Below are 21,890 nucleotides of genomic sequence, written 5' to 3' on the forward strand. Positions count from 1 at the left end.
CACTGGGAACGAATCGTGATATGATAAAAGTTGATTACTAAGGAGAAGAGAGATGAACTCTCGACAGTTGCTGAAAATCGGTGTTCCAGAATACTGTTTGAAGACCGCGAAGACAGCGATTCAGAAAAAAGTTGCCGAAGAAAACGGAAACGGAAAAGGTTCCGGTGCAGGGAAGGTACGTGGTAAAGCGTTGAAGGAACTGGTTCAGGCTGTGGTCGCACAGCCGGAAGCGTTTCTGGAAGACCTGTCCTTTCGGCAGTTGGCTCTGGAGCTGATTGAAGATAATCGTGAAGAAGTGTTTGAGCCGATCGATTACCAGGTTTGGGGTAAAGAGGGGATCGATGAAGGTGCGTTCTCGCAGATGGATTTGGCGTGCCATGTTCCGTCAGCACGGGGTGCCGCATTGATGCCTGATGCGCATCTGGGTTATGGTCTACCGATCGGCGGAGTTCTGGCGTTGGAAGATGCAGTGATTCCGTATGCGGTTGGTGTGGACATTGCGTGCCGTATGAAGTTATCGGTGCTGGATATTTCCGTTGACGCACTAGATCAGAAACCACATCAGTTCGTGGATGCACTGAATCGGGGAACCGTATTTGGCGTGGGTGCTGCACATGAAAAGCGACAGTATCATGGTGTGATGGATCAGGACTGGACGGTTTCAAAAGTGACACGCGAAAAGAAAGACCGTGCCTGGAAGCAGCTGGGGTCTTCCGGTTCCGGTAACCACTTTGTCGAGTTCGGTGTATTGACTTTCACAGAAGCCGATGCCGAGTTGGGACTGGAAGCGGGCGAATACGTGGCGCTGCTGAGCCATAGTGGTAGCCGGGGCGCTGGTGCTGCGGTTTGCAGTACATACTCTTCAATTGCACAGGCGCGATTGCATAAACGCCATCATAAGCTGGGGCGACTGGCCTGGTTGGAAATGGATTCGGAAGCGGGCCAGGAATACTGGGCGGCGATGAATCTGATGGGTGAATATGCGGCTGCGAACCATGCAGTGATTCATCAGAATGTTTCAGAAATTCTGGGAAGCAAGGTGATTTCCGGTGTGGAAAATCATCATAACTTTGCCTGGAAAGAAGAGCATGATGGTAAGGAAGTTTTCGTACATCGCAAGGGGGCGACTCCTGCGGCGGCTGGCGAACTGGGTGTGATTCCCGGTTCAATGGCGGATCCGGCATTTGTGGTGCGTGGAAAAGGAAATCCAGCCAGCTTGAATTCGGCATCGCATGGTGCGGGGCGTTGTATGTCTCGTAACAAAGCGAAGGATAAATATCGCTGGAAAGCAGTTCGCAATGATCTGGCAAAACGCGGGATTACCGTGATTTCCGCCGGCGCTGATGAAGTGCCGGGCGTGTATAAAAACATCATGGAAGTCATGGCAGAACAGCAGGATTTGGTGGATATTGTCGCTCGATTCAATCCGAAGGTGGTGAAAATGTGCGGTGACGGAAGCCGTGCAGAGGATTGAATGGGAGTACAAAGATGAACGCAGGCAGATCGGAAGTGATTTTCCGGTCTGCCTTTTTTTGTGAGCGGAATGGCGCTAGTAACCGGTATCTGTTGCAGGACGGAACACACAAAACCGGCGGCTGGCGCCGATCCACTGACAAGGTTGAACTTATTTTCTTTGTCGATGCGTAGGAACGGCTTTGACTTTGCCGGCGCTGCGTTTGAAATCAGGGACGATGCTGGATAGGGTTTGCGGGTTGAGGCTGAAGATTGTGAAACCTCCTGTGTTGAGTTTGCGGGTGACGTCAATCTGTCCCAGAACGCGGTCACTGCTTAAAGACGCTTCTGTAGAGAGTGCGCCGATACCGGGATAGATGGGAATGCGACCGGCGAGATGCTTCTGCTGGTCTTCGATCCAGATGCGAAACTGAGTGTCGTTGTCGGTGTAATCCATGGGGCAGATGAAATCGAGGTAACCGCGCTGCGCCCAGAGCGGCCAATCCTGTGCGACCCACTCTCGACAGTCGGGATATTCGCGGAAGACAGCTGCCGAAATTTTAATACCCGGACGGATCTTACGGGCTTCGCGCTGTACCGTTTCGACGAGTCGAGTAATCTGGGCAGCGCGCCAGTCACGGTATTGGCTTTTCAGTTTGCTGTCGTAGCAATCGTCTGGCCAGTTCTGAACTTTGATGCCGGTATCGGCTTCGAATTTTGTACGACTATAATCGCTATAGCAGTGCCGATCATTGGGGTAGCGGATGTAGTCAAAGTGAATACCATCGACGGGATATTTCCTGACGACTTCCAGCATACTGTCGACTTCGAGTTGAAAGTTTTCTGGATGGGCCGGATTGAGCCAGTCGGACGGTTCTCCTTTGACGCTGACCTGGGTGCGGCCAGCCTTGCGCATTTTTCTGACGAATGAGATGGGGGCCGTCGACAGATTGTGATTGACTTTCCAGACATGGACTTCCAGTCCATGTTGATGGGCGGCTTTGAGACATTGTTCGATTTGATCGCCATATTTTTCATACGTCTGACTGCGCGGCAGTACATCGCTGGGATAGTGTGCAAGACCTCCCCAGAGCATGTTAGGGATAATCATGTTAAAGCCGGCCTCAGACAGTTCTTTGCAGGTTCGATTCCAGTCGCCGGGGTAGGGGCCTGTGGGAGAATGATCCCAGACCGCGCGGGCTTCGCGGGGAGGGCTGGCGCGTGTGAGCAGATAGATTTTAACCCGCTTCTCGCGGCATTTGCGGGCGAAGGGAATCGACTGAAAGGCCTGATTCTGCTCAAGCAGGCGTTTGGCATGCTCCAGAGATGCCGTCGTTTTGTCGAGATCGCGGGCTGCTAAATCGCGGCTGGATTGCGGCGTGACCGTTGTGATGATGTGACGCCTTAAATCGGCAAAAGTCTGGAACGGGCCGACCTGATCGGCCTGTTTAATTGTGGCGGCAGCGATGGAATCCCAGAGTTTCGGCTGGAAGTGGCCCATGATAGCGGTGAGTAGTGCCTGCTTGTTGGCGGGATCATCCCCCAGAATCAGATGGCTGAAGTATGCACCGCGGTTGCTGACGATGAGCGCAGGTTTTCGGGCTGGTTTCCCTGTTTCGTCAACCCAGACGCCGACGACACGGGCGCCGTGACCTGCAGGAATCCCAGTAACCAGATTCCAGGATGCCTGTTTGACTTCAGCGGGGAGTCCCTGGATTTTTGTGTCTTTGAGTCGAATGGCCGAGAGGGCTCCGGATGCGTCTGGCTTGAAATAGTTCCCTTTTTTGATACCCAGGTTTTTCTCAAGCGCGGATGGAATATTGAAATTGAGAAAGACCTTGCCTCCCCGCTCCATGAATTGATTGAGAGTGCCGCACGCTTTGCTTGAGATGTTGGGATTGAACGGAAGAATGGCGACAGATCGCTTGCCGAGAGACTGGGTTGTCAGTTCCGGCTCACTGATACGGTCGCAGGGGATGCCTGCGGTTTGTAGAAAGTTTTCGATGCGATCGGCGGCTGAGAACGTGGTGGCCTCTTTTTTTTGTAATTCGAGATCAGGTACTACAATCACAATTTCATTTGTCGCCGCTTTCAGGTCGCGCACCTGGAAGCGGGCATCGGGTTCCGAATCGGATTCGCGCCAGACCACGAGTCGAATGGTTTCGATTTTGTCCCAGCCAGCCGGTTTGTCTTCTGCACGGAAATCACTTTTAGGGAAACGGAGTGTGTGCCAATCGTGGCCTTTGACGCGGGCGGATGTGGAATACCAGCCGGGACCACTTTTAAAATACAGGCTGACCTGATGATTACTGTTGGGGGAATCCGGTTTGACATCGAGTGTGAAGGTGCCCGGAGTGGTGAGGTCGAGGTGCGTCTGCTTATCGAGGCCGGCACGGATGATCTCGGGATTGGATGAAAACGGAGCCGAGAGTAGTAACACGTTTTTTCCGTCCGACCGCTGCATGGCGAGTGGGAGTGTGCCCTTAAGTTCGGTCCACGACTTTCTGAGTTCCGAGGATGTCGCGTAATGAAAATCATCGAGAACGGTTTCTGGTCCCGTTGAGAAGACGACGCTGAGAAGAATGAGATACGGGATTTGAGCAAACATTTTAGACCTGACTCTGGAACAGTAAACGAGCGTGTTATGTATCGCTAGTTTTATCTGTTCGGAGAGTCAGAGGCAAGTTGAGTTTGCGTTCGATTCAAGATCCCAGTGTAATGGGATGTCGATTTTATTCTTTCTTTTGACATGTTTCCGATTCGACTAAAACTGACTCGCGTGTCTTGAAGCTCTGATGGGCGACAACCGCTCGTTCCTGTTCCAATAGCTGCTGGAACAGTTCCTGGACACGGGGTGCTGCGGAAGCAGTCGCCAGTGTCTGATACAAGTCAATTAACGCGTTTCGAAAACGCATGTTGATTTCGGCAAGTTCTTCCAGTGTCATATCTGAGTTAACCGTAATCGAATTAATTTCTTTTCGAATGGTCTCGTCCGGGACAAACTGCAACCATGTACCAAGCACATCTTGTGCACCATACTTTTCGTAGTCAGCCAGGGCTGCTTGCCAATGCTGTTCGTAACGCCGGATTTGATCCGACAACCACTCCACAACGATTGAGTGTGAGTCCTGTTGAATCTGCTCAAGTGCTTCTTGCATGTTGTGATGAAACGACTGCACCAACTCTAAAATGTCGTGTACTTTATTATATGACATCAATTCTTCTCCTTTCGATCTGAGACCAGTATTTTAAGAGCAAGTTGTATGCCATTGCTTGATGCGATTAGAAATCTTCCTGTAAGTCTTTGACGAGCGATGTAATTATTTCGATATTGGTTGTTCAACGTTCAACGTGTTCGCTGTCAGATCATGCAGTTCTTTGCAGATAGAGTGCATTACTTAGTTTAGATTCTTGAAAATATCATGCTAAGTTCATCAACTTGCCTGTAGCACTCAAGCGGCTCGTTGATTATCTTACGGTGGTTCCGAAGTGCGTTCTGGAGTTAAGATAAGGTGTAGATCGATCGAAGATATTGTCGCGTTGTTTGCCATGATTGGTTTCGGACTGATTTTGGGCAAATTTTCGATTCGGGGCGTTTCTCTTGGATCCTCGGGTGTGGTGTTTGTCGCGTTGTTGGCCGGTCACTGGGGCTACCAGGTGGCGCCCGAAGTAGGGCTGGCAGGTGTCGTACTCTTCATTTATTGCCTGGGAGTGGGCGCGGGCCCCAGCTTTCTGAGAATGTTTGTCAGCCGCGGAAAATCTCTGGCGATGCTGGCGGGCGCGATGATGGTCTCGGCCGGTCTGGCAACCTGGATTCTGGCACGACTATTTCAGATCAGTCCCGATCTGGCTAGCGGCTTACTGGCAGGCTCGCTGACGAGCACTCCCGCTCTGGCGGCTGCGACGGAGAAACTGCCTGCGGGCTCGGATGTCGCCGTCGGTTTCGGGATTGCCTATCCGTTTGGTGTAGTCGGGGTGATCCTGTTTATCCAGTTGCTGCCGCGCTTGTTTTCTGGTGCGAGTGCTGAATCTGAAACCACATCAGCGGACGGTCTGGGCAAGATTGTGCGTGAACTGGTTGAAGTGAAAAATGAAAGGATCGTCGGGAAGCGCTTACGGGACTTGTCTGTTCTGGCGCGATCGAATTGTCAGGTATCCCGGATTGTTATTGATGGTCAACCGCGGCCGATTCCCGCTGCCTTTCAACTGGCATTGGGACAGCAACTCTTAATTGTCGGACGCGTTGGTCAAATTGAAACCGTGATCGAAGCGATTGGCGAACGTTGCCCGGAAATGCAATTTGTGCTGGACGTGGAACGACAGCGCAGGCAGATTGTTGTGACTTCAAAAGAACTGGTGGGACACACACTGAAAGAATTGCACCTGCTTTCTCGGTTTGGCGTCACGATTTCACGGATTACGCGACAGGATATCGAATTTGTTCCCGGGCCGGACGAGACGATTCATTTCGGGGATTTGCTCCGGGCGGTGGGGGAACCGGAAAATCTCGAAAAATTTGCCGCGTTGGCAGGACATCGGGCACGCACAGCTGACGAAACCGATTTCATTACCCTGGCGGCGGGTTTGATTCTGGGAATGATTCTGGGACGCATCCAGTTTTCTCTCGGTGGCGAATCGCTGTCACTGGGAATGGCCGGCGGTCCGCTCATCGTGGGACTGATTCTCGGGCACTTTGGACAGTTCGGTTCGATCACCGTCAGAATGCCCCGAGCTGGGCGGCTGATGTTGGCAGAACTGGGGCTGACCGTCTTTCTGGCACAGGCAGGCTGTCAGGCGGGAGGTCAATTTGTCTCTGTGGTGCAACAGAACGGCTGGACGTTGTGTCTGGTAGCGGCGATTGTGGTGCTCGTACCTTTATTGACGGGATTTCTCGTGGCTCGATTTTTCTTAAAGCTGGATCTGCTGGAAACCGCCGGGGGAATCTGCGGGGCGATGACCTCGACGCCGGGACTGGGCGCGGTCACGTCTGCCATTGATTCGAGTGTGCCCGCAACCAGCTACGCGACTGTTTATCCGGTAGCGCTGGTTCTGATTACGCTGTTGGCGCCGCTTGTCATCATGGCGGTTTCATGAAACCTGCAGGATGACAAGAAAACAGGGGCCTGTGAACTTGAATTCACAGGCCCCTGTTTCTGATGTGGGCCTCTGGCACAATATCAGCATTATTTATAGCTGACTTTCGCAAAGTAGATGGATGTTTTTCCCTCGTGGCTGGAATAGTAGCTGACGTTCAACAGGCCATCGTGCAAGACCATGTTGGCATAGCTGGTATCGCCGCCACTGGGGAGTTTCAGGAGTTCGGTGAGCGTGCCTTTCTCGACATCAATCTGGCAGATTGAGGTATGAGCTTTAGGGGAATACAGACGGACGGTTGCCAGAAAACGGCCATCGGGGAGCTGAAAGAGTTCAGGGCCCCCAATTTTCACGCCGAGATCTTTCCACTGCCAGTCTGTGTAAGGCGGTTTGGAAATGCCCAGCAGACCAGTGGCGCCTTTGCCATCGCGTCTGAGCAGGCAGTAACAGGTTTTGTCTTTGGTGAAGACGAGCGAACTTTCGTTCGTGTAACCTTTGTCGTGGAGTTTGTCGACGACGGTTTCATATTGTTTGCCGTCTTTGCTTTTATAGAGTCGAGTGAATCGGGGGCCTTCTTTGCCGGTGTGGTAACCGATGCTATACACGTTTCCGTCGTTCCATCTCATGCCCCAGAGCCACATGTTGGGATCGCCGATTTTATTTCCTTTGGACCAGTGTGTCCCATCATCTGAGAACCAGGTCATGGACTGGTGGCGCATCTCGGCAGGCTGATGCAGGGCGGCGGCACCACTCAGCATGAGCTGTCCCTGCGGAGTGACGGCGATTTTGGCATCACGCAGATCTGCAGTCTCCGAGGTGATGCGGGCAACCGGTTTCCATGTTTTCCCATCTTTGGATGAAAGGACCTGCAAGGCGCCATCGGCAGAGACGTGTTTTTTGCCGGTTCGGAAAACACAGAACCATTGATCTTTGAAACGCGTGAGTCCGGTAAAAGCGTTGTGTGGATCTTTGTCCCAGATCTTTTGAACGCTTTCCAGTTTTAGTTCAACCGGTTTCTCTGCTTTCAAGAGCGCAGATGAATTAAGAATCAGTAAGAGTGCTGCCATCAGCGGCGCGGCTTTTTTCATGGTCAGTTCCTTTATGTTGTGAAAAGAGTTTGTATTAGTCCGTATTCTGTTTGATTCGTTCCCTGACTACCTGCGGCGGCTTCCAGCCGTACGATCTTTGTTCTTGGGGGTTATAAAGGCAGGTGATGATGTAGAGGTCGTTGACTTTCGATATTTCGGGAGGAATATTGACTTGCACGTGAGTGAAGCCGTCTCCATACCAGGCGAGAAAACCATCGGTCGCACTTTTTTCCAACAGGTGGCCATTCAGACGAATGTCGACCAGATCAGGGTTGCGATACGGGATCCGCAGTTGAAACGAGATGCCGTTTTCAAGGGGCGTTTCTTCTTTCGTAGAAGACGAACCTTTACTGAGGGCGATTTTCATTTCCGGTCCGGCTTCAAAAATGGCTTTGAGCGCACTCTGATCGACTGAGGGAATTGGCTGGATGTTTTCGAGAAATTCCGAAGTGTCTGCTGATAACAGTGCGGCGCTTTTCGCGGAGGTTGCGATGAAGTAAGTCTCCCTGCCGGCGGTTTGCGGGTAGAGGAGTGCTTGCGAAAAATAAGGTTGTTTCTGCCAGAGTTCGACGCGGCTTTGTCGACGGGCTTTGGCTGTGGTTCCCCAGGCACTGACGAAATGGCCAATGTAACCCTGGAGCCGATTGACGGGGTAACCGGGAAAGTATTCCCCCTTCCATTTCTTGTTTCCGATATTCATGAGTGCTTTGAGCCGCGCGACGCCACTTTGTTCCCAGCCGACTTCCAACGCCATAACCATTGTGTGGTAGCGGGCGTATCCATAATGGGCGGTGTAAAAATTGGGGCGTCCCAGCCAGAGTTTTTTGGAGAGCGCCGTCAGTGCCTGTCCCCAGTAGAGTCGTTGGGCGTCTGCTTCAAAGCGATCGTAGCCGTAGCCGGCGTCGGTGCCTGCCTCGTTGATGGCTTCAGTGATCCGCCAGTCCCAGGGACGCAGCGAGACGTTTGAGTAAGCCGAGCCTGTCACTTCAAACATGGTCTGGCCGCGATAGCGTTCGCGGGAGCCGAGTTGATCGGGCGCATATTCCTGGAGCCCGGTACCATGTACGTCCACGTGCACGTCTGGCTGGAATTGATCCATCACGGAGAGGACCGCCATCACTTCGGGAGATTTTTCGGGGTGTTTGAACTGCAGTGTTTTCAGATCCCAGTTATTGGTGCCTCCGCCGGTATAGGGGTCGATCTTTTGTGAGTTGCCGAAACGATCGGTTTCAAAATAGGCATAGGGGTTGATGATGGGAATGATCAACAGCAATTGGTTTTCTCTTGTTTCCTTTGCTGCCGGATCATTGCTCGTGAGCCATTCGATAAAGTGCAGGACCGCGGTTGTGCCGCTGCGTTCGGGGCCGCCATGCAGGGCCGTCATCAGGCAGATCTGTTTCTGCTGGTCGTCGACTTTTTGATCAGTGATTTTCAGCATCGGAATGGGGATGCCTTCGAGGGTCACGCCGATGCGGTCGACCTGGACCCAGTCGGGATACGTTTCTTCCCAGTATTTCAAAGTTTCCGTGTACTCTTTGAGAGTCAGCCGATGCAATTTATTCTGCCAGGGTTGAGGCAGGGCGGCCAGTTTTTGTTGGAGCGTTTTCTGTTCTTCTGCGTGTAAAGCGGGGGGAGACACTGCGCAAACGGAGAGAATCAACAGCAAGAGGATTCTATGATATTTACTTTGCGTTGCATTTTCCTGCGTGAGTGTGGGCATCATGTTGTCGGTCCTGCATTGTTGTTAAATTCAGGCGGTGATTACTTGCGCTGTTGTTGCGGGGGAGACGCCAGTGTTTCTCCTATGCTGACATTAATGGGCATCGGAAAGACTTCTGCGGTGTCGATGGGAAGTGTTCCCTGTTTCATCAACGTCAGCAGTTCGGCTGCTTTCTGTCCGATGGCGATTTCGTCGACGGTAATCGAGGAGAGCCGGCTTTGAATCGCACCGTGGCGGACGGTGCCGCCGAATCCGAGCAGGGAGACATCTTCGGGAACGCGCTTGCCCAGCTTTCCCAAGAGGAGATAAATCAGCTCGGCCAGAGAATCAAAGGTGGCAAAGATCGCGGTCGGCGGTTCAGGTCGCTGGAACATCGCTTCTAGCGTCGCCAGCAGTTCCTGTTCGTAATCAATGGGATGCAGTTGCGCGCTGGGGCCATGAAAAATAAACGGTTCCGGGCAGAGCGAATCATGAGATTCCAGAGCCTCGCGCAAGCCAGCCTCGTACTCGATCGATGCGGTCGCCCGATGGGGAGAGAACATTGCGACCGAACGATGCCCCTGTTTGAGCAGCGTCTGACCGGCCAGCAGGCCGACATCGCGAAAAGGAATCGAGAGCAGTGGTGCCTGAACACCTTCGACCTGTCGGTGACAGAAGACAACAGGGATGCCGTGCTGCTGCAGTTGACGAACTTGATAAGCGGGCGTTGCGGGAACGGTAGCCGGGACGAGGGCCACGCCGGACACGTGTTTGTCAATTAGTTGCAGGATGGTATTGCCCTGCATGTCGACTTTGTTTTCCGTGCAGCAGACAAGAACCTGATTTTGTGTGAGCGCGGCCGCCTGTTCGAAACTTCGTTGCAAAGAGGGGTAATATCCCGTGCGTGTTTCGGGAAGGACGAAGGCAAATATGTCGAGTGGTTTGGAGACTGGTAGCGGAGGATTAGTGCTGACAAACGAGCCTTTGCCGTGAATGCGCGTGATCCAACCCTGTTCTTCCAGGAGCTGCATCGCGTTACGGACTGTGGTTCTCGCTAGTTGATAAGTATCGCAGAGTTGATGTTCCGAAGGGAGTGCTTCTCCCGGGCGGATTTCTCCCGCCGTCACTTTCTGAATCAATTGATCGACGAGCAGCATGTATTTAGGACGCTGTTTGCCGGATTGTGCGAGTAATGACATTAAGTTCCCCTGTGGAATGGCAGGAGTGTGTGGATTCAGATCGAAAAGAAATCAGATTTCGCTTGAAATCTGATTCAAAGTGCGTTACTTGTATTTAATTATGATACAAGTTGTTTGTGTGTTGTCAATCAATTTGTATCGCTGATTCACGCGTTAAAGTCTGATTTGGTGCTGTCGTATCTAAATAATGAATACAAGATGTCTTTCGTCACACTCAGAGGGGATTCAAATGAAACAACTGATGCTGGTCCTACTTGCGTTACTGGGAATTCTCGAAGCGCCCGTGCTGCAGGCGGGGGAAACGAAGCCACTTGAGATTGGCGATCAGCGGGAATTATTCGTCGACAATTATCTGATTGATCGTATGAAGGGAACCAGGCTACGATTGCATCATCCCGTCGATGAAGGCATCGTTTTGAAATTCGACAAACCCTGGGAAGGGTTGTTCTGCGGCTATTGTACGGTCATCAAAGACGGTGATCTGTACCGAGCCTATTATCGCGGCCGACCAAGTGCCGGTAAGGATGGCGATGTCGGCGAAGTCTACTGTTACGCGGAATCGAAAGACGGCGTGAACTGGACCAAGCCCGAATTTTCGATGTTTGAAAAGGCGGGGTTCAAGAAGAATAATATTATCCTGGCTGATGCAGCGCCGATGACGCATAACTTTTCGCCGTTTCTGGATACGCGGCCCGGTGTTCCCCAGGCAGAACGCTATAAGGCATTGGGTGGCACGATGGGAAGTGGCCTGGTTGCGTTTACGTCACCCGATGGGATTCACTGGAAACAGCATCCCGCCGGCGCGGTCATCCCCAAGAAGATGGTGCCGTTTCCATACATGTTCGATTCGCAGAATGTGGCGTTCTGGTCTCCGGTCGAGAAAAAGTACATCAGCTATTTTCGAGTCTTTAAAGATAAGATCCGGCGTATTGCACGGACGGAGAGTGATGATTTCATTCACTGGTCTCCCCCTGTGTTGATGGAATACACATCACGAGGAGAGAAAGCACCGATCGAGCATCTATATACCAATCAGACGCACCCTTATTTTCGCGCTCCTCACATCTATCTGGCAGTCGCAGCGCGGTTCATGCCGAGGCGTCAGGTGTTGACGGATGCACAAGCGAAAGAAATCGGCGTGCATCCGCGGTATTTTAAAGATACCTCCGATGCAATTCTGATGACGACGCGTGGCGATAATACATACCAGCGAACCTTTTTGAGCGGATTTATCACAGGGGGCATTGGCGCACAAAACTGGGTTTCCCGGACCAATTATCCTGCTTTGAATGTGGTGCAGACCGGTCCGGCGGAAATGTCGGTGTATGTGAATCAGGATTATGCTCAGCCAACGGCCCATTTACGCCGCTACTCGATGCGTCTGGATGGTTTTGCATCGGTGCGAGCCGATTATGCCGGCGGTGAACTGATTACCAAGCCACTCGTTTTTGACGGTTCTGAATTGTCGATTAACTTTTCTACTTCGGCGGCGGGCGGCATCAAAGTAGAAATTCAGGATGAAAATGGTAAGCCGATTCCCGGATTTACCCTCGCTGATTCCCGCGAACAAATTGGCAACGAAGTGGATCGGATTGTGACGTGGAAGGGGGGCAAAGATTTGAAGTCTCTGAGCGGCAAACCGGTTCGTCTCCAATTTGTCATGAAAGACGCCGACCTGTATTCGTTGCAGTTCACGAAATAAGCGATTAAAGCGGTTTTAAAAAAGATTCTCCGGAAAGGGACGCTACAGCATAGACGGTTCTTTCCGGAGTTTTTTTAATAGGGACAGCGGCTCATTGATTCCTCATTTCCAGAAGAATAGCGAAGTATGACGGACCAAAGGCGATTACTGGTAGTGGGCGTGGGTTCCATTGGGGAGCGGCATTTGCGTTGTTTTCAGGCGACGGATCGCGTGGATGTTTCGATCTGCGAATTGAATGATGATTTACGCGAAAAGATTGCCGCTCAATATGGAGTGGAACGACAGTACGCCGATCTCGATGTGGCTTTGGCTGATTCGCATGATTGTGCCGTAATCGCGACGCCCGCGCATTTGCATATTGATGTTTCTACACGTGCGGTGGAAGCAGGGCTGGATCTATTGATTGAAAAACCGTTGAGCACGAATTTCAAAGGCATCAGCGAACTACAGATTTTGCTTCAGGAAAAGCAGAAGAAGGCGGCGATCGCTTATGTGTATCGAGCGCATCCGGCACTGGCTGCGATGAAGGCCGCACTGGAGTCGGGTAAGTATGGTAAGCCGGTTCAGCTGGTGGTTGTTTCGGGACAGAATTTTCCCACGTACCGACCCGCTTATCGCGACATTTATTACAAATCGCGCGCGACCGGAGGGGGCGCCGTTCAAGATGCGCTCACCCATTCGATGAATGCGGGCGAGTATCTGGTCGGTCCCGTCAATGCGCTGGTGGCTGATTGTTCGCATCAGGTGCTGGAAGGTGTGGATGTGGAAGATACCGTGCACGTTATTACCAGGCAGGGGGGCGTGTTGGGGAGTTTCAGTTTGAATCAGCATCAGCCGGCGAATGAGTCGAGTATGACAGTCATTTGTGAGCGGGGAATGTTGCGGTTTGAATACCAGAAAAGCTGGTATCGCTGGATCACCGAACCCGATTCCGAATGGCAAGTGGGCTATCAGGAAACGCTTGAGCGGGACACGCTTTTTCAAAGGCAAGCGAGTGCGTTTCTGGATTATCTGGACGGCTTCTGTCCGCCACTCTGCACGCTGGAAGAGGGAGCACAGACGCTGGCAGTAAATCTGTCGATTCTGGATTCCGTGGAAAAGCGAGCCTGGATCGAGCCGGCACATTATATTTCTAACTGAAAAAGTGATAAACGTATCTATGAAACCGACAGACGAACCAACGATCCAGCAGCTATTTGATCTTACCGGAAAAACTGTGCTCATTTCCGGGGCCAGTGGTTATCTGGGGGGCGCGATGGCGCGCGGATTGGCGGAAGCGGGAGCACGGCTGGTGGTTAGCAGTCGCGATCAAAGTCGTGCAGAACAAACGGCCAGCGAAATGCCTGACCCGCATCAGGTAAATCATCTTGGAGTCGCACTGGATCATATGCAGGAGGCATCCATTGACGAAGGATTTGAAACAGCAGTCAAAGCGGCGGGACAGATTGATGTGCTGATCAACAACGGAAATGATCCGGTGGGCGAGGACTGGCGGAGTGTGACAGCAGACGCGTTTTCCCGTCATCTGCAGAATGCTACTGGATACTTTCTGCTGGCGCGGAAACTGCGGGATCATGTGGTCGAACGTGAGGCCGCCGGTTGTGTGATTATGATCGGTTCGATGTATGGGGTGGTGGGCTCTTATCCCGATGCTTATGAAGGGATCTGCAATGCGAGCCCGGTGGCTTATCACACGATGAAGGGGGGGCTGATTCATCAGACGCGGCATCTGGCCGTCTATTGGGCGAAAGATAATGTGCGTGTGAACTGTCTGAGTCCCGGGCCGTTTCCTTCCGAGGCGGCTCCTGAGGGATTAGCCGCGCGATTGAGCGAACATAGCCCGATGGGTCGGATGGGGAAGCCGACCGAATTGAAAGGGGCCGCGGTATTTCTGGCCAGCGATGCCAGCAGTTATATCACCGGTCAGAATCTTCTGGTGGATGGTGGCTGGACTGCCTGGTAGGTCAAAGTCTCAGGGAAACAGTGTCAATCATTTGACTTTGTGTTAGAATGAAAGCTGTTTGCTGTCAGATGGTTACGCGTCTGATTCACTGTTGAGATAGTGCACCTGCGGAAGTTTTATGGATTCTGGGATACTCAATTCGATTGGCGGTCTGGGCCTGTTCCTGCTGGGCATGGTCATATTGACGACGGGCCTGAAGGAACTGGCCGGCGATACCATTCGACGCATGATCGCGCGATTTACGACGAGCCTGCCTTCGGGAATTGCAACCGGTGCAGTGGTCACGGCGATTCTGCAGTCATCGAGTGCAACGACAGTGACTGCCGTCGGATTTGCCGGCGCGGGTTTGTTGACGCTATCTCAATCACTGGGAATTGTTTTCGGCGCGAATCTGGGAACGACGATCACCGGTTGGATCGTCGTACTCTTCGGCTTTGAATTCAAACTGGGGTTACTTGCGTATCCCCTGGTTCTGCTTGGGGTCATGTTGAATTTATTCGCCCGCAAGCGAATCGCAGCCGCTGGTTTGGCGGTGGCAGGTTTCGGTCTGATTTTTATCGGCATCGATAGCTTGCAGGGGGGAATGTCAGGGCTTGCCAATGGTGTGACTCCCGAATCCTTTCCGCAGGATAGCTGGACGGGGCGCCTGCTGCTGATTTTTATAGGTATTGGGATTACGCTGGTGACACAGTCTTCCAGTGCTGGGATGGCCATGGCACTGACCGCCGTGCATACGGGGACGATTTCACTTGCGCAGGGGGCGGCGATGGTGATTGGCTTTGACGTGGGAACGACCTTTACCGCATTGATGGCATCTCTCGGAGGGTCTGTAGCAGCACGGCGAACCGGGTTGGCGCATGTGTTTTATAATCTGGTGGCCGCAGTCGCTGCTTACTTCCTGTTTCCTGTTTATATCTGGGTCTGGAATCACTATCTGAATCAGGGGGACGTTTTGTCCCAGGAAATCGGATTGGTTGCCTTTCATACTTTGTTTAACTGTGTGGGGTTGCTGCTGATTGTTCCATTTATCGGCCCGTTTTCCCGGATGATCACTCGCGTTGTTCCGGAAGCCGTTAATGATCAGACGGAGCGACTGGAAGAGTCATTGATCCAAAATCCCAACGTAGCCATCGAAGCATCTCGCTCGACGCTGATTGACGTGTTTCAGCGGGTTTTGGCAGTATTTCATCGTTTGTTTACGTCCGAGTATGATCCCGTTAAGATTCAGGTCGAACTGAAACAATATCATGCAACGTTGGAGACCACGTCTGATTATTTGAGACGGATTAATATCTCGGAATCTGATGCGGAGACATTGCGCTGTTATCAGGAAGTGGTGTTGGCGCTCGATCATATTCAGCGTTTGATGAGACGCTATAATGATCTGGAGCGTCTGGAAGTGACCCGTAAAGTAGAGCAGCTCAGTCAGATTGCCGATAAACTGGCAACTTTAATTACTCAGACAGATGCTGCTTTGCAGGATTATTCTGTGGTAGTGGATGAACAGCCTTTGGAGCACTTCTGGCTGGAGCTGGATCAGAATCAGAAATCAAGCCGGAGGCAGTTTACCGAAGTCGCGACCAAAACCGGTGCCGATTTTGATATGCTGTTGGGGCAGTTGGACGCGTATCGCTGGCTGAGTCGCATCAGCTTTCATCTTTGGCGCGGCGTGCATCATTTACAGAAGGCGCGAATCGTTACGAGCGTTATCAATCCAGAACAGGCTAAAGAACTTCAGCCGGATGATTCTATCGAGCCATCTATGTGACGACTTGAACATAAAAACTCGGCTTCTAACTACGTTGAGTTAGAGGCCAAGATGTTTTCGTGTTTGAGATGGTCTTACTTTTTCTCTTTCAGCTCAAAAGTGAATTGATTCTCCTGATCGGGGACCACCGTGGCAGTCAGTCCGGATTTTTTCGGATCACCGTACTGTTGGGGAATCAGAGACGTCTCTTTAATGACCACATTCGCTTCATCGAGGTTGGCACCTTCCGGTGGTCCTTCTGTTTTGACGCAGGTAATGGCAACGCTATGTTCGCCGGCAATCGCACCATCGCCGTCTTCAAACGTGCGGAGCTGGAATTTTCCTTCCTGATCCGTTCGTCCGACAGCAGCTTGAGGTTCGCCGCTGTTCGAGCGAAAGATGACGGTGGCTCCTTCCAGCGGTGCTCCCTTAAAAGTCACCGTGCCACTGGCGGGAAATGTTTGTGGCCGTTGTTTCGTCCATTTGTCCTCGGAAGGACCGGAGCAGGCCGTACTTGTAATGGTCATCAAAAAAAGAATTAATAAATAGCGCATCTATGTTTGTTCTTTCAGTTTTAAAATCGGGAATGAGAATTCAAGGATCGTGGTGGCAACTTGCTTAGAATTCGCTTACCGGCTCTCCTCCGTTTTTGGAACCCAGTGCACCCCAGACGCCATAGGGGCTGTTGCCCGCAGAGACTTGAGAGGCACTGATGTCGCCTGCGTCAATATTTTCGCTGATAAAACGGACCGCGCCATCGCCCATTAAGAGATGCACACCGCCGACATGGCGGCTGGATGGCGGGAGAATCCCGGATGTGGTTTGTCCGTTACAGACAGGCGAATTCGGTGGGAGAATCGTATTGAAGTTGATATACCCGGCCCGGCCATCGGTCCACCGTGTTCCTTGAGAGCGGTTTCTGTCCAGGAGCCCTGTTGTGTAGGCACCATTGACAAAGCTGGCGCGACAGGCCGAGGGATTTGTTGAGTTGCTGGTCGAGTTGGCACCAAAGAGGTTTGCGGGAGCACCCCCTCCTGATCCGGGGGGACGAACGCATTCTGAAACCATCGCGGTGTTACTGGTACCATCGATAATATCTCGCATTCGGACGTTAGTACGGAAACCGAATACGCCGCGCAGGCTTCCGGATGAATTGGTTTCGAGATTGCTATATTGATCTCCAACCGAGAACAGATAGTTGTGCTGTCCGAGTGCGGTGATATCATCGGTGCTGACATCAGAGGGACAATTGATAATAGGGAGTTTCGTTTTATAGGCGGTGAATCCGGTATTCCAGACATAAGACGTCGATCCCAGATTGCCGGTAATCTGTTGGTAAAGCGGTGCCTGATCGATGTAGGGCAGCAGGGGAATGTAGGTGCTGAATCGCGAATCAAGTCCGCAGGTCGTGCAGGTACTTTCGTAAGGTCCGATGCGACTGGCGGGGAATGTTCCGAAGGTTGAATGGTAATTATGGAGTGCCAGTCCCATTTGTTTCAGGTTGTTTTTACAGGTGCTGCGTCGGGCTGCCTCGCGTGCCTGTTGTACGGCGGGAAGCAAGAGCGCGATTAGAATAGCGATGATGGCGATTACGACGAGTAATTCGATGAGCGTAAAGCCCCGTTTGATTGCTTGTTGTTTCATTAGATCTCAACTTTGTATAAAAAGAAATGAAAGCATCTTGAGAACCGTTCTCAAGGATCAGTTATGTTTTTCCTGATGGGATTTCAAATGAATATTGGCATGCCTGTCGGGAATGCCATTGATGAAGCGGACATCAGAGAGATCGCCTCCCCAATGTCGGGAAATATCATTGAGTGTGGAGCCACCGATTGCCAGAATGCCGCCCGGGACCAAGGGGGTAATGTCTTCGATATTGGTGAATGATTGCTGTAGATCAGGCTCTGAGGCATACTCGGGTGTGCGGGTAAATGTGACGATACTATCGTTGGGAGCTGATGAATTTGCGTCATAGGTAAAGACAATGTGATACCAGCAGTCCTTCTGCCAGCGGGAGGTTTTGTCCACGCGGTACGAGCGATATTTTTTGTCTGTCGCTAAAAATCCGAAGCCGAGCTGACCTGTCTGATCGTCCGAGAAGAGGTTGAATTGGGATGTCGAATGCTGTTCGACATTTCGATAATGGAATAAGGTATCGGAATCTCCCTGGCGATCTTTGTTGGGATTCCGCGCCCAGAGTTCGATTGTGAAGCGGTCCATGTGAAATAATTTTGCTTCTGCTTCGGACAGCCGACGATACAGTTTGTGGAATTGCGAATCGAAGGGACCGGCGGCAGTGGTTGCGTTTCGTGGCGCCTGATGTCCTCTGAAAGGAGATTTTCCTGTCGAGTCTATGATGTGCAGATTCAAATGGTGGTCCCTCGAATCACGGGCGATTCGTGATGACTCCTGTTCGGATAATTTCCAGTGTGCCACAAGTTCTGGTTCTCTGGTATGCAAACTTTGCACAAAAATTTCGGGTGTTGATTCGATGGTTGCAATGTTGCGTGAATGCGGTTGGACGCGAATCGCGGTGTTCTCTGTCAGGTTTCGTGTGATTGAAATTTCCCGGTCTGAATTTAAGAGATTGAATTCGACCAGTCCTTTGATGACATGGACTTCGGTTTCCTGGCGCGGATCCACAATCAGTCCGAAGCGGGTTCCTAAATCGACGATTCGTGAGGTGGGGGTTTCCACCGTCAGTCCCTGGGATTGCGGGGGGACGTGTGCAAACAGGTTTCCGAGGTTGAGCTTGAACTGATCCGGTTCGATTAAAATCAGCCGCGAGGTTCCTTTAAGAATGACCTGTGCGCCTGAAATGGTTTCCAGCTCAACCACTCCACTGGTAAGATGCATTTGATCTCCCGTATGCAGGAGGTCTTCGGGTGACCAGTTCCGTTTTCCTTCACCCCAGATCGCATTTTGCGTATCGATCACCCGTACCAGAAAGCGGGGTGGACGTTCTAACCAGAACTGAAAATACAGCAGACAGACAGAGCTGATAATCAACAGCGAAAATGCAAGGATAGCTGAAAGAACTTTCCATCGCGCAGGGGCAGTTCTTCTCACCAGCAGGTAATCGGGGATTGTGCGGAGTTCGGTTGAGGATAAAGGGTCGTAATCCGTGGAGCGTCCCAGTGGGCCGGGATCGACAATTCCCTCCCATTCCAGATTGGCGCACATGCCGGAATACTGAATGAACAGATCTCTGGCTTCAGCATGGTTCAGCACCAGCTTTTCCAGGCGTGCGGCTTCCTTGGGCGAGAGTGAACCGTATTGGTACTCCCAGCAGAGGTGGATTAACTCTTCCTGTAATTCAGCCGAGAACATCAGAAAAGATCTCCTGCATTCAGGCGACGCTGGATGCAACTGAAAAGCAGTTCATGCGCGCGTCGCAGAGTTTTGTAGATGGCATTCGGAGATCGTTTTAGAGACTGAGCCACCGATTTCGTGCTGGCGTCTGGTTCATAAATTTTTTCAAGAACTTCTTTTTGTCGTTCTGATAAGAGTTCGTAGCAGACCGAAAGAGCGGCCTGCTGTTGATCCAGTTCGTCAACCGTAACCATGGCACGCTCGGCCACGCGGTTATAGAATTCATTGCTGAAAATATTTCTTTCAAGGTTTTGACGGCGACGGTAATTCAGGACTTCATAGCGCACAATCTGGCAACTCCAGGCCCAGAAGTTGGACCCGGTCTCAAAGGTATCAAATTTGGACCAGAGAACGGTACATGTGTTCTGGTAGATCTCTTCAGCATCAGTCCTGTTATCTACCAATGATCTGATAAAACGGTAGATTCTCTGGCTATGCTTGGAGAACAGAACAATGAATTCTGTTGTTCGGTCGGTTGCCACCGCCATTTGTGGTATCCTCTACTGAGACGCGATGAGAGAAGCCCTGATTAATCTCAAACCTTTAATGAATACCGCTTGAGCTTGCAGGTATTAGCCTCGGAAAATTGGCAATGTTCTGAATTTTTGTCAATTTGCATGTGGTCTTATGAACACATTTTGGGTTTGGTATCGCGCTCTGATGGCCGACTGAGCCGATTTTGGGAATGGAAGATGAAACGAGGGACGCATGAAATTTGAACCGATTCCTTTTCGATCTGAATGGTACGATCAGGCGTGTGAACTGCGTAACGAACTGCTTCGCAGGCCTCTGGGGTTAGATTTGTTTACCGAGGATCTGGCGGCGGAATCGGCATATCGACATTATGGCATACTCGAAGAAGATCGTGTTGTGGCCTGTGTACTGGCGGTAACTGTGACTCCGCAGAAAGCAAAGCTCCGTCAAATGGCGGTTTCTGTCGAGTATCAAAATCAAGGGGTCGGCAGGCAGCTTTTGCAGAATGTGGAACTGGATCTCAAGCGGCAGGGAGTCGAAGCGCTCGAACTGGAAGCCCGAACGACGGCCGTCGGTTTTTATGAAAAGCTGGGTTATGTAAAAGGAGGGGACGAGTTCCTTGCTGTCTCTATTCCTCATGTGCGGATGGTGAAGTCACTGGTTCAAGAGTGATCGAGCTAACCCAGTAGTTCCTTGATCACAGCACCACCGGTTTGACTGAGGACTTTGAAGCGGCCTTCATGAAAATAGGTGAGCTGGTTGTCATCCAGGCCCATGATGTGTTCCAGGGTGACGTGCAGATTTCTAATCGGGTTGACGACTTCGACCGCGTGATCACCGATTTCATCTGTGGCGCCGATGCGATGTCCGGCTTTGACGCCGCCTCCCGCCATCCAGAGTGCCATGCCTTTCGCATTATGATCGCGGCCGGCGGCCTGTCTGCCGCTACGGATGCCGTTATCGGGGGAACGACCAAATTCCCCCGTCCAGACAACCAGCGTTTCATCGAGCAGGCCTCTCTCTTTCAAATCTTTCAGAAGGGCGGCGATTGGTTGATCAACGGCCTTCATGCGGGCTTTATGAGAGCGATCCAGAAAGTCGTGTGAATCCCAGCCGGCGGCATAGATCTGCACGAAGCGAACGCCTTCCTCGACCAGTTTTCTTGCTAATAGACAACGTCTGCCGAAACTGTCGGTCTCAGATTGTCCGAGGCCGTACATCTCCTGAGTCTGCTGCGTCTCTTTGTCCAGGTTGATGATATCGGGGACCTGTGCCTGCATGCGAAAGGCCAGTTCGTACGATTCCATACGAGCAGCAAGCACATCTTCATGCGGATGACGATGCATGTCGGCCTGATTCAGTTTGGCTAACAGATCCAGGTTTTTGCGTTGCGTCTCACGGGTGACGTGTGCGGGGGGATTCAGATCGAGAATTGGTGATCCCTTGGAACGCAGTGCGGTTCCCTGAAAGTATGCGGGCAGGAAGCCGTTCGACCAATTGGCAGAACCTCCCTGAGGGTAAGCGACTTCGGGCAGCACGATGAACGCGGGCAGATTCTGATTTTCGGTGCCTAGGCCGTAGGTCATCCAGGAGCCGATTGCCGGATCGCCGCCAAAGCGATTGCCGGTATTCATGTGGTAGCAGGCGGTGGGGTGGTTGATCGATTCCGCCTGCAGGCCGTGATACACGCAGAGATCATCGGCGACTTCCGAGAGGTGCGAAAAGTGTTCGCAGAGTGAAATTCCCGATTCGCCCGCTTGTCGATGTTTGAACGGGCTTTTGATGTAATACCGTTTGCCGCTGGCCATCGCGGAGACCTGTTTGTCTTCGCGGACGAACTCTTTGAGGTGCAGTTTTTCCAGAGCCGGCTTGGGGTCGAACGTATCGATATGGCTCGGTCCCCCTTCCATGAACAGAAAGATGCAGGCTTTAGCGCGGGGCTTGAAATGCGGATCGCGCGACGCCAGTGGTTTTTCGAAAACCGGGTTCGGTGATTTCGGTGCCGTTTTTTCTTCCGCCTGGAGCAGGGCGTTCAGCGCTACGGTGCCGAGGCTGGCACTCATGCCGTACAGAAAATCGCGTCGTTGTAATCGGTGCATA

17 protein-coding genes are annotated in these 21,890 nt (G+C 51.9%); 7 read left to right on the top strand and 10 right to left on the bottom strand.

Annotated elements, in window-relative coordinates:
* The first annotated feature begins 52 nt into the window (after positions 1 to 52).
* Positions 53 to 1,474 carry an RtcB family protein gene (locus tag Enr17x_RS06835; protein WP_145307137.1) on the top strand — a complete coding sequence of 474 codons (1,422 nt, stop codon included), beginning with the start codon at positions 53 to 55 and terminating at the stop codon, positions 1,472 to 1,474.
* A 150-nt stretch (positions 1,475 to 1,624) separates the two neighbouring features.
* Here Enr17x_RS06835 and Enr17x_RS06840 read toward each other — a convergent pair whose 3' ends face one another.
* Together Enr17x_RS06840 and Enr17x_RS06845 are read right to left on the bottom strand one after the other, a co-directional pair.
* Positions 1,625 to 4,060, bottom strand: a complete 2,436-nt coding sequence (locus Enr17x_RS06840) for a glycoside hydrolase family 10 protein (protein WP_145307139.1) — start codon at positions 4,058 to 4,060, stop codon at positions 1,625 to 1,627.
* A gap of 124 nt (positions 4,061 to 4,184) precedes the next feature.
* Entirely contained in the window at positions 4,185 to 4,667 is a 483-nt protein-coding gene (locus Enr17x_RS06845; RefSeq protein WP_145307141.1) for a hypothetical protein, read from the bottom strand.
* A 334-nt stretch (positions 4,668 to 5,001) separates the two neighbouring features.
* Between Enr17x_RS06845 and Enr17x_RS06850 the strand changes: the two genes are divergently transcribed.
* The gene (locus Enr17x_RS06850; RefSeq protein ID WP_232101067.1) at positions 5,002 to 6,546 is read left to right on the top strand and encodes an aspartate:alanine exchanger family transporter; all 1,545 of its coding nucleotides are present in this window, start codon (positions 5,002 to 5,004) and stop codon (positions 6,544 to 6,546) included.
* Positions 6,547 to 6,635: 89 nt separating this feature from the next.
* Here Enr17x_RS06850 and Enr17x_RS06855 read toward each other — a convergent pair whose 3' ends face one another.
* Genes Enr17x_RS06855 through Enr17x_RS06865 form a run of 3 tightly spaced genes read right to left on the bottom strand, consistent with a single transcriptional unit; the run spans position 6,636 to position 10,532 of the window.
* A complete protein-coding gene (locus Enr17x_RS06855; protein WP_145307146.1) occupies positions 6,636 to 7,634 on the bottom strand; it encodes a sialidase family protein in 999 nt (332 codons plus the stop codon).
* A 34-nt stretch (positions 7,635 to 7,668) separates the two neighbouring features.
* Positions 7,669 to 9,357, bottom strand: coding sequence for a M14 family zinc carboxypeptidase (locus Enr17x_RS06860; protein WP_145307148.1), 1,689 nt, complete (start codon positions 9,355 to 9,357; stop codon positions 7,669 to 7,671).
* Positions 9,358 to 9,395: 38 nt separating this feature from the next.
* A complete protein-coding gene (locus Enr17x_RS06865; protein ID WP_145307151.1) occupies positions 9,396 to 10,532 on the bottom strand; it encodes a GntR family transcriptional regulator in 1,137 nt (378 codons plus the stop codon).
* 229 nt (positions 10,533 to 10,761) lie between these two features.
* On the opposite strand from Enr17x_RS06865, the gene Enr17x_RS06870 reads away from it, so the two are divergent.
* The 4 genes from Enr17x_RS06870 (at position 10,762) to Enr17x_RS06885 (ending at position 15,965) form a co-directional block, all read left to right on the top strand.
* The gene (locus Enr17x_RS06870; RefSeq protein ID WP_145307153.1) at positions 10,762 to 12,234 is read left to right on the top strand and encodes a glycoside hydrolase family protein; all 1,473 of its coding nucleotides are present in this window, start codon (positions 10,762 to 10,764) and stop codon (positions 12,232 to 12,234) included.
* A gap of 126 nt (positions 12,235 to 12,360) precedes the next feature.
* A complete protein-coding gene (locus Enr17x_RS06875) occupies positions 12,361 to 13,374 on the top strand; it encodes a Gfo/Idh/MocA family protein (RefSeq protein WP_145307156.1) in 1,014 nt (337 codons plus the stop codon).
* 19 nt (positions 13,375 to 13,393) lie between these two features.
* Positions 13,394 to 14,197, top strand: a complete 804-nt coding sequence (locus Enr17x_RS06880) for an SDR family NAD(P)-dependent oxidoreductase (RefSeq protein WP_145307159.1) — start codon at positions 13,394 to 13,396, stop codon at positions 14,195 to 14,197.
* A gap of 118 nt (positions 14,198 to 14,315) precedes the next feature.
* Positions 14,316 to 15,965 carry a Na/Pi cotransporter family protein gene (locus Enr17x_RS06885; RefSeq protein WP_145307162.1) on the top strand — a complete coding sequence of 550 codons (1,650 nt, stop codon included), beginning with the start codon at positions 14,316 to 14,318 and terminating at the stop codon, positions 15,963 to 15,965.
* A 74-nt stretch (positions 15,966 to 16,039) separates the two neighbouring features.
* Here Enr17x_RS06885 and Enr17x_RS06890 read toward each other — a convergent pair whose 3' ends face one another.
* The 4 genes from Enr17x_RS06890 to Enr17x_RS06905 all read right to left on the bottom strand — a co-directional run bounded on the left by Enr17x_RS06890 (position 16,040) and on the right by Enr17x_RS06905 (position 19,804).
* Positions 16,040 to 16,498, bottom strand: coding sequence for a carboxypeptidase regulatory-like domain-containing protein (locus Enr17x_RS06890; protein ID WP_145307164.1), 459 nt, complete (start codon positions 16,496 to 16,498; stop codon positions 16,040 to 16,042).
* A gap of 64 nt (positions 16,499 to 16,562) precedes the next feature.
* Positions 16,563 to 17,588: a DUF1559 domain-containing protein gene (locus tag Enr17x_RS06895; RefSeq protein WP_145307167.1), complete on the bottom strand. Its 1,026-nt coding sequence runs from the start codon at positions 17,586 to 17,588 to the stop codon at positions 16,563 to 16,565.
* A 57-nt stretch (positions 17,589 to 17,645) separates the two neighbouring features.
* Complete coding sequence (locus Enr17x_RS06900) at positions 17,646 to 19,274, bottom strand: LamG-like jellyroll fold domain-containing protein (RefSeq protein ID WP_145307169.1); 1,629 nt, start codon at positions 19,272 to 19,274, stop codon at positions 17,646 to 17,648.
* A complete protein-coding gene (locus tag Enr17x_RS06905) occupies positions 19,274 to 19,804 on the bottom strand; it encodes a sigma-70 family RNA polymerase sigma factor (protein ID WP_145307172.1) in 531 nt (176 codons plus the stop codon). Before Enr17x_RS06905 ends, Enr17x_RS06900 begins: the two co-directional genes overlap by 1 nt.
* 220 nt (positions 19,805 to 20,024) lie before the next feature.
* On the opposite strand from Enr17x_RS06905, the gene Enr17x_RS06910 reads away from it, so the two are divergent.
* On the top strand, positions 20,025 to 20,462 hold the full coding sequence (locus Enr17x_RS06910; RefSeq protein ID WP_145307174.1) for a GNAT family N-acetyltransferase: 438 nt from the start codon (positions 20,025 to 20,027) through the stop codon (positions 20,460 to 20,462).
* Positions 20,463 to 20,467: 5 nt separating this feature from the next.
* Here Enr17x_RS06910 and Enr17x_RS06915 read toward each other — a convergent pair whose 3' ends face one another.
* Complete coding sequence (locus Enr17x_RS06915) at positions 20,468 to 21,889, bottom strand: DUF1501 domain-containing protein (RefSeq protein ID WP_145307177.1); 1,422 nt, start codon at positions 21,887 to 21,889, stop codon at positions 20,468 to 20,470.
* Between the last annotated feature and the right edge of the window lies 1 nt (position 21,890).

This window comes from Gimesia fumaroli, from assembly GCF_007754425.1.
Lineage (GTDB): Bacteria > Planctomycetota > Planctomycetia > Planctomycetales > Planctomycetaceae > Gimesia > Gimesia fumaroli.